We start from the raw sequence: 7,611 nt of genomic DNA, 5'->3' as shown, positions 1-7,611 counted from the left end.
GTCCCCGGGTCTCCCCGCCCCGTTCCCGGCCTCAGCTCTTCTTGCGCCTGCGGGCCAGCGCCACCGCTCCGCCGCCGAGGGCGAGCAGCACCGCCGAGCCTCCCGCCAGGTAGGGGGTCAGGGAGCTGCTGCCCGTCTCCGCCAGGTTGGCCTCGGCCGCGGGGGCGCCCTGGGCCTTCACGTCACCGGCCGGGGACGCCGCGGACTCCTCGGGTGCCCCGGGCTCCTTGGGGGCCGCGGACTTCTCGGAGGGCGCCTCGGACTCCTCGGCGGGGGCCTGGGGCTCCTCGGCGGCCGGTCCGGAGTCCCCGGGTGCCGCCGGGGACTCACAGGTCGCCCTGGCGAGGGTGAGGGTTCCCTCCACCTTGGCGACGTTCAGCTTCAACGGGTCGACGGAGACCTTGAGTTCGAGGGCCGTCGCCGCGGCCGTGGCGGAGGTCGTCTCCCGCTTCGACAGGTCCAGGCGGACCTCGCCGACGTTCGGGACCTGGACGGCGGTCGTGCCGCCCGAGGTGAGCGTGACCCGCTTGCCGAGGACCCTGACCGAGCCCAGGACGTTGGAGGCGGCGGTCGGGGCCTTGCCCGCCTCGCAGGTCGCCCGGGAGGTGACCTGGTCGACCTCGATGACGGACAGCAGGGGCAGACCGGGAACGTGGACCTTGGCGCGGACCAGCTCGACCGTGCCCTCGGCCTTGTCCGCCGAGACCGTCGCGGCGGACTTCGCCACGTCGGCGCGGAGCACGCTGAAGGGCTTTCCGCCGTCGACGCCGTCGAGCCGGGCGGTCAGCGCGGTCTGCTCCGCGCTCTGCGGCGCCTGCACCTCGTTGAGGGAGACGGTGAGCGGTACGTGCACCGCCTTGTTGAGCAGGGACACGTCGAGGTCGGTGCGCAGGACGGAGGCGCCGGCGCGACCGTCCTGCGCGCCGGTCGCGTGCGCGGTGCCCGCGCCGGTCAGTACCACCGGGCCGGCGGCCAGGGCGGTGGCGGCGGCGACGGCGGCGCAACGGCGTGCGGACATGTGGAAGGTGTGGCCGTTCACAGTGCGGGACCCCCCAGAGAAGAGTGCTTGGGACCCGGTAAGGATTACGCACTGAGAGTGAATGGACAGCGATCCTGCGTTACTTCACCCCTTCGAGGGAGTTTCGGTCAGTTCTTCGATTTGACCGGTGCGGCCGTTCCCTCCGGGGGTGCTTCGCCGTCCGTGACGCCGGCGCCGTGCCGCGCGGGCACTCGCCGCGCCTACCCGACCACCTTTCCGTTCAGCACCACCCGTCGCGGCGCCGCCAGCACCCGTACGTCCGCCCTCGGGTCCTCGTCGTAGACCACGAAGTCGGCCGGGGCGCCCTCCGTCAGACCGGGGCGGCCGAGCCAGGCCCGGGCGGCCCAGGTCGTCGCGGAGAGGGCCTGAAGGGGCGGGATGCCGGCCGTGACCAGTTCGGCGACCTCGGCCGCGACCAGGCCGTGGGGCAGGGAGCCCCCGGCGTCGGTGCCGACGTAGACCGGGACACCGGCGTCGTAGGCGGCGCGGACGGTGTCGTAGCGGCGTTCGTGCAGACGGCGCATGTGGGCCGCCCAGCGCGGGTACTTGGCCTCGCCCCCCGCGGCCAGCTTCGGGAAGGTGGCGATGTTGACCAGGGTGGGGACGATCGCCACACCGCGTTCGGCGAAGAGCGGGATCAGGTCCTCGGTCAGGCCCGTGGCGTGCTCGATGCAGTCGATGCCCGCCTCGACCAGGTCGCGCAGGGAGTCCTCCGCGAAGCAGTGCGCGGTGACCCGGGCGCCCAGGCGGTGCGCCTCCGCGATCGCCGCCTCGGCGGCCTCGCGCGGCCAGCAGGCCGCCAGGTCGCCCAGACCGCGGTCGATCCAGTCGCCGACCAGCTTGACCCAGCCGTCGCCGCGCCGGGCCTCCCGGGCGACGTGGGCGACGAGGTCCTCCGGTTCGATCTCCCACGCGTAGTTGCGGATGTAGCGGCGGGTGCGGGCGATGTGGCGGCCCGCACGGATGATCTTCGGCAGGTCCTCGCGGTCGTCGATCCAGCGGGTGTCCGAGGGCGAGCCCGCGTCCCGGACGAGGAGGGTGCCGGCCTCGCGGTCGGCCAGGGCCTGCTTCTCGGAGACGTCCTCGGGAACCGGGCCGTGCGCATCGAGACCGACGTGGCAGTGGGCGTCGACCAGGCCGGGCAGCACCCAGCCCTCGACGGTCGTCACCTCCCGCGCGCCGGACGGACGGTCGTAGGAGATCCGGCCGCCGACCACCCACAGTTCGTCGCGGACCTCGTCCGGGCCGACGAGGATCCGCCCCCTTGCGTGCAGCACCGCGCGTTCGCTCATGCACCGCACCCTAGTTGGGTGTCAGCCGGACGTCCCCACCCGGTCGGAGGTCTTCTCCCCCACCTCGGCCGCGGCGGGGTCGAGCAGGCGGGAGAGGAAGTGGCGGGTGCGCTCGTGCCGGGGTGCGCCGATGACCTGCTCGGGGCTGCCGTCCTCGACGATCACGCCGCCGTCCATGAACACCACCCGGTCGGCGACCTCGCGGGCGAAGCCCATCTCGTGGGTGACGACCATCATGGTCATGCCCTCGTCGGCGAGCATCCGCATCACCGCGAGCACGTCGCCGACCAGCTCGGGGTCGAGCGCCGAGGTCGGCTCGTCGAAGAGCATCACCTCGGGGTCCATGGCGAGCGCCCGGGCGATGGCGACGCGCTGCTGCTGGCCGCCGGAGAGGGACGACGGGTAGGCGTCCGCCTTCTCCGCGAGGCCCACCCGCTCCAGGTTCTCGGCGGCCACCTTCGCGGCCTCGGCCTTGCCGCGCTTCAGGACCCGGCGCTGCGGCAGCGTCAGGTTCTCGGCCACGGTCAGGTGCGGGAACAGGTTGAACTGCTGGAACACCATGCCGATGCGGCGCCGCACCGCGTCGATGTCGACGTCCGGGTCGGTGAGTTCGACGCCGCCGACGAAGACCCGGCCCCTGGTGGGCTCCTCCAGGAGGTTCACGCAGCGCAGCAGGGTGGACTTGCCGGACCCGGACGGGCCGATGACGCAGACCACCTCGCCCCGGCCGATCTCCAGGTCGACGCCGCGCAGCACGTGGTTGTCGCCGAAGGACTTGTGCAGACCGCTGACGCGGATCTCCGGCCGGCTCATTTCACGGCCTCCTGGGCCTTGGCCTCCATGCGGCGCACGACGAGGCCGAGCGGAATGGTGATCAGCAGGTAGCACAGACCGGCCACCAGGATGGGCGTGGAGTTGGCGGTCTGGCTGGCCAGGTCGCGGCCGAACTTGGACAGTTCGCGCTCCTCCAGGGTGACGCCGAGGAACAGCACCAGCGAGGAGTCCTTGAACAGCAGGACCAGTTCGTTGGTGAGCGGCGGGAGGATGATCCGGAAGGCCTGCGGAATGATGACGGAGACCATGGCCCGGGCGGGCGAGAAGCCCAGCGAACGGGCCGCCTCCATCTGCCCCCTGGGCACGGCCTGGATGCCGGCCCGGATCGTCTCCGCCATGTAGGCGGCGGCCACCAGGCCGAGTGCGAGGGCGACCTGGCCGTAGGTCCCGCCGACGATCTCCGTGCCGGGGAAGGCGAGCGGGACGGCGACGCCGATGAAGATGAAGATCAGCAGGGCGGGCAGGCCGCGGAAGATCTCGATGTAGATCCCGGCCAGCCAGCGGTAGGGCCCGACGGACGACAGCCGCATCAGCGCGATCACCATGCCGAGAACCAGCCCGACGGTGAAGCCGGTCACCGTGTAGAGGACGGTGTTCTTCAGCGCCAGCGTGATGACGTCCGGGAACATCCGCTCGGCGATGTCGGCCTGCGCGAACTGGTTCCGCAGCCGCCCCCAGTCGGCCGCGACCGCGAAGGCGGCCACGGCCGCGACGAACACGGCGTACTGGACGCCGCGCGACAGGCGCTGCTTCTGGCGCCTGGTCAGGCCCTTCTTCCTCGGCTGGAGCCCCTCCGGCCGGAGCGGCGGCTTCTCCGTGTCGGCCATGGGATCAGGACGCGGCCGGCGAGGCGGCGGACTCGTCGTACGGGCCGATCCACTGCTCGTACAGCTTCTTGTACGTGCCGTCGGCCCTGGCGTCCGCGAGCGCCTTGTTCACGGCCTCGCGCAGGGCCGTGTTGCCCTTCTTGACCGTGAAGCCGTACTCCTCGCCGGTGTCGATCTGCTCGGCGAGCCTGAAGGCCTCGGCGTTGGCCTTGTCCTTCAGCCAGCCCTGGACGACGGGGTAGTCGATGACGACGGCCTTGACCTGGCCGGTGCGCAGGCCGTTGAGGACGGCGTCGGAGGACTCGAAGGAGACCGGGTCGAAGCCCTGGCCCTTGACGTAGTCCTCGCCGGTGGTCTGCGCCTGGGCGCCCAGCCTGGCCTTCCTGGCCTTCACATCGGCGAGGGAGGTGATGCCGCTGTCCTTGGCGACGAGGACGGCCTGGGTGGCCCTGAAGTACGGGTCGGAGAAGTCGACGTTCTTCTTCCGCTCCTCGGTGATGGTCATGCCGGCCGCGGCCAGGTCGCACTTGCCCGAGTTGAGGAAGGCGCCGGTCTTGAAGTTCTCGAACGGCGTGTCGAGGATCTCCTGCTTCACCCCGAGGTCCTCGGCGACCAGGTCGATCAGGGCCACGTCGAAGCCCTGCACCTTGCCGTCGATCTCCGACTGGAAGGGCGGATAGGGCAGGTGGGTGCAGGTGGTGAGCCGGCCCGCCTTGACGAGCTCGACCCCGCCGGGCGCGGTGGCGGATCCGTCGCCTCCGCCGTCGGTGGAGGTGCAGGCGGCGAGAAGGATCATCCCGGCCGTCGCGGTGGTGGCGGCCAGAACGCGGGTCCGGCGGCCGAGGAACGTCTTCAAGGGGGGCCCCTGTCAGCGAGCAATGCGCCCCGATTATAAGGAAATGTTTGAGCACCCCAAACCAATCCCAGGAGGAGGGTGCCGTCCGGCCTCCGAATCCTGCGTCCCGGGACGCCGACGGCCCGGACCGCGCAGGGCGGGTCCGGGCCGTGGACGGCGGGTGCCCGCGGGCGCCGTGCGCCTTGCCCGTCCTTGCCTGCCCTTGCCCGCCCTTGTCGGCGAAGGCGTCCGTCGTGCGGCCGCAGGTGGCGCGCAGCTTGTCACCGGCGTGCTTGACCTGGTCGACGGCGTCGGCGTCGTCCGGGCCGTCGCCGGGGCAGCCGCTGGTGCACCAGGTCCAGGGGGAGCCGCCCCTCGGCCCGGCGGCGGTGAAGGGCGTGCCGATGGACTCGTCGCGCTTCTCCGGGACCATCCGGAGGGCGACTTCGCGGTCCTGCGCCTCGGGCATCCCGGTCTTCGGTCCGGCCGGGCCGTACCAGTGCATCCCCATGCGGACGGTGGAGCCCGGCGCCGCCCGGTCGACGAACCCGGCGAGGCCGTCCGGGATCGAGTGGTCGGGCGTGGTGCCGCCCGGCTCGGTGCAGTTGAACACCGCCTTTGAACACCGCCTTGCAGGTGCCAAAGGCCGCCTCGGCGGCCCGGGCGGTGGGAGGAGCGGGGAGGGAGAGCCCCGGCAGGGCGGGAACGGCGAGGGGACCGGCGAGCCGTGTTCGTCTGCGCGCGCGAGGGTTCCCCGGCAGTGGTGTCCGGCACGGGCGCGCCATGCCGGCGATGCGACGCACATGATCAAAGCATTCCTCCGGCCAGCCCGGAAGGCGCCGCGGAGGCGGTCCGGGACGAGGAGTTAGGCTCGCAGACGCACATCTCGTCCCTGAACCCGAAGAGAGCACCACCGTGACCGATTCCCTCCTCGACCTGCCTCCGCTGAGCGCCGCGCGCTTCGCCTCGATCGAGGACCGGGTGGCGCGGCTGCTGGCCACCGAGCAGGACGTCGTGATCATGCAGGGCGAGGCGCTGCTGCCGCTGGAGGGCGCGATCCGGGGGGTGGCCGGCCCCGGCACGACGGCGCTGAACGTGATCACGGGACCGTACGGGCAGACGTTCGGCCAGTGGCTGCGGGACTGCGGGGCGACCGTGCACGACCTGCCGGTCCCGTACCACACGGCGGTCACGGCGGACCGGATCGAGAAGGCCTTCACCGAGCACCCGGAGATCGACTTCGTGTCGCTGGTGCACGCGGAGGCGGCGACCGGCAACACCAACCCGGTGGCGGAGATCGGCGAGGTCGTCCGGGCGCGGGGCGCCCTGTTCTACCTGGACGCCGTGGCGTCGGTCGGTGCCGAGCCGGTGCTGCCGGACGCATGGGGCGTGGACCTGTGCGTGATCGGGGCGCAGAAGGCGATGGGCGGGCCGGCCGGGGTGTCGGCGGTGTCGGTCAGCGAGCGCGCCTGGGCCCGGATGGCGGCGAACCCGCGGGCGCCGCGCCGCTCCTACCTGTCCCTGCTGGACTGGAAGGAGCGCTGGATCGACGCCGGCCGCACGGCGCTGCCGCATGCGCCGGCGCAGCTGGAGATGCTGGCGCTGGAGGCCTGCCTGGAGCGCATCGAGGCGGTGGGGCTGGACGAGGTGATGGCCCGCCACCGCCGTGCCGCCGCGGCGACCCGCGCGGGCGCGGCGGCCCTGGGCGGGGGCCTGGAGCCCTATGTCCACAAGGCCTCCGAGGCGGCCCCGGTCGCCACCACCCTGCGCGCCCCGGCCGGCATCGCGGCCTTCGACCTGGTGGCCCGGGCCCTGGAGACGGATCCGTCCCTTCCGCTGGCCGCGGGCGGCGGCCCGCTCGCCCAGGAGATGATCCGCGTCAACCACTACGGGCCGCACGCCACCCGGGAGGCGGTGGAGGCGAGCCTGACGGCCCTGGCCGCCGCCCTGGCCGACCGGGGTGCGGCCGTGGACGGCGAGGCCGCCCGGGAGGCGGTCGCAAAGGCCTGGCGGTAACCGCCCGCCGGGACGGGAAGGATCCCGGCCTCCACCGGGCCGGACCGGCCCGGAGCCGGAGTGCACAGGAGCGGACGGCGCCGGCGGACCGTGGGCGGCCCGCCGGCGGACGAAAGGCCGGTGCGCGAGGGGTGCCCGCCCGCGCGGCCGGAAGGCGTGCGGGCCGCGACGGGCGCACCGGCGTTCTCCGGGAGCGCATCGAAAACACATCGACGGAATGACCGGGGCTTGACCGCGTCTTTTTACATCGGGACAATTCAGCAATTCAATTCGAGTAGCCGCCCGTATTCTTCTGCCCCGTTTCCCGCATCCTAAACGCAAAGATTTCGCGAACGATTCGCAACGCAATTCCGAAGGGGCCCCCAAGAGTTATCCAGCTGTGACACACCCCACGAAGGGGGCACCTTTTGCCCGGTAATGAGGCGTCAAACCCGTACATTTCGACGCCGCTTCGCGCGGACGCACGCCCGCGCGATAACACACGGAGCGCGATTCGCGTAAGCCCTCGAGGCCATGCATTTTTGAATCCTGCTCGGTAAGTTCATTTCGCATGACCGCCGCACAAGCAGACCCGCAAATCCCTCTCGCCGAATTGCCGGAGACCCCCCTCATCGAACGCCCCGCCGTCGCCGACGGCGCTGCGCTCTGGCGGCTCGCAAAGGACTCCGGGACGCTGGACGTGAACTCCTCGTACAGCTATCTGCTGTGGTGCCGCGACTTCGCCGCCACGTCCGCGGTGGCACGCGGCGCGGACGTGGCGGCGAAGTC

General features: G+C 72.2%; 6 protein-coding genes and 1 pseudogene. 2 read left to right on the top strand and 5 right to left on the bottom strand.

Going from position 1 to position 7,611, the window contains the following annotated elements; translation table 11 throughout:
* Positions 1–31 precede the first annotated feature (31 nt).
* The 5 genes from CCN35_RS20815 to CCN35_RS20795 all read right to left on the bottom strand — a co-directional run bounded on the left by CCN35_RS20815 (position 32) and on the right by CCN35_RS20795 (position 4,848).
* Positions 32–1,039, bottom strand: a complete 1,008-nt coding sequence (locus CCN35_RS20815) for an SCO1860 family LAETG-anchored protein (protein WP_067390594.1) — start codon at positions 1,037–1,039, stop codon at positions 32–34.
* 200 nt (positions 1,040–1,239) lie between these two features.
* Positions 1,240–2,331 (bottom strand): amidohydrolase family protein, encoded by a 1,092-nt coding sequence (locus CCN35_RS20810; RefSeq protein WP_067390591.1) that lies wholly within the window; start codon positions 2,329–2,331, stop codon positions 1,240–1,242.
* A 21-nt stretch (positions 2,332–2,352) separates the two neighbouring features.
* Positions 2,353–3,144 carry an amino acid ABC transporter ATP-binding protein gene (locus CCN35_RS20805; protein ID WP_067390588.1) on the bottom strand — a complete coding sequence of 264 codons (792 nt, stop codon included), beginning with the start codon at positions 3,142–3,144 and terminating at the stop codon, positions 2,353–2,355.
* Positions 3,141–3,992: an amino acid ABC transporter permease gene (locus CCN35_RS20800; protein WP_086793879.1), complete on the bottom strand. Its 852-nt coding sequence runs from the start codon at positions 3,990–3,992 to the stop codon at positions 3,141–3,143. The genes CCN35_RS20805 and CCN35_RS20800 overlap by 4 nt, the downstream gene beginning before the upstream one ends.
* A gap of 4 nt (positions 3,993–3,996) precedes the next feature.
* Complete coding sequence (locus CCN35_RS20795; RefSeq protein WP_086793877.1) at positions 3,997–4,848, bottom strand: transporter substrate-binding domain-containing protein; 852 nt, start codon at positions 4,846–4,848, stop codon at positions 3,997–3,999.
* 894 nt (positions 4,849–5,742) lie between these two features.
* On the opposite strand from CCN35_RS20795, the gene CCN35_RS20785 reads away from it, so the two are divergent.
* Positions 5,743–6,843 (top strand): pyridoxal-phosphate-dependent aminotransferase family protein, encoded by a 1,101-nt coding sequence (locus CCN35_RS20785; RefSeq protein WP_067390576.1) that lies wholly within the window; start codon positions 5,743–5,745, stop codon positions 6,841–6,843.
* A gap of 550 nt (positions 6,844–7,393) precedes the next feature.
* A pseudogene (locus CCN35_RS29660) lies at positions 7,394–7,611 on the top strand (diaminobutyrate acetyltransferase); the annotation flags it as partial.

The sequence above is a fragment of the Streptomyces thermovulgaris genome, assembly GCF_002155915.1.
In the GTDB taxonomy this organism is placed as follows: domain Bacteria; phylum Actinomycetota; class Actinomycetes; order Streptomycetales; family Streptomycetaceae; genus Streptomyces; species Streptomyces thermovulgaris.
Note: the sequence above shows the minus strand (reverse complement) of the source record. Positions and strands in the feature narration are given on the sequence as shown.

Bases quoted from the DNA above. Each gene is read 5' to 3' on its own strand.
- CCN35_RS20810 (WP_067390591.1), bottom strand. From the start codon at position 2,331: ATGAGCGAACGCGCGGTGCTGCACGCAAGGGGGCGGATCCTCGTCGGC.
- CCN35_RS20805 (WP_067390588.1), bottom strand. From the start codon at position 3,144: ATGAGCCGGCCGGAGATCCGCGTCAGCGGTCTGCACAAGTCCTTCGGC.
- CCN35_RS20800 (WP_086793879.1), bottom strand. From the start codon at position 3,992: ATGGCCGACACGGAGAAGCCGCCGCTCCGGCCGGAGGGGCTCCAGCCG.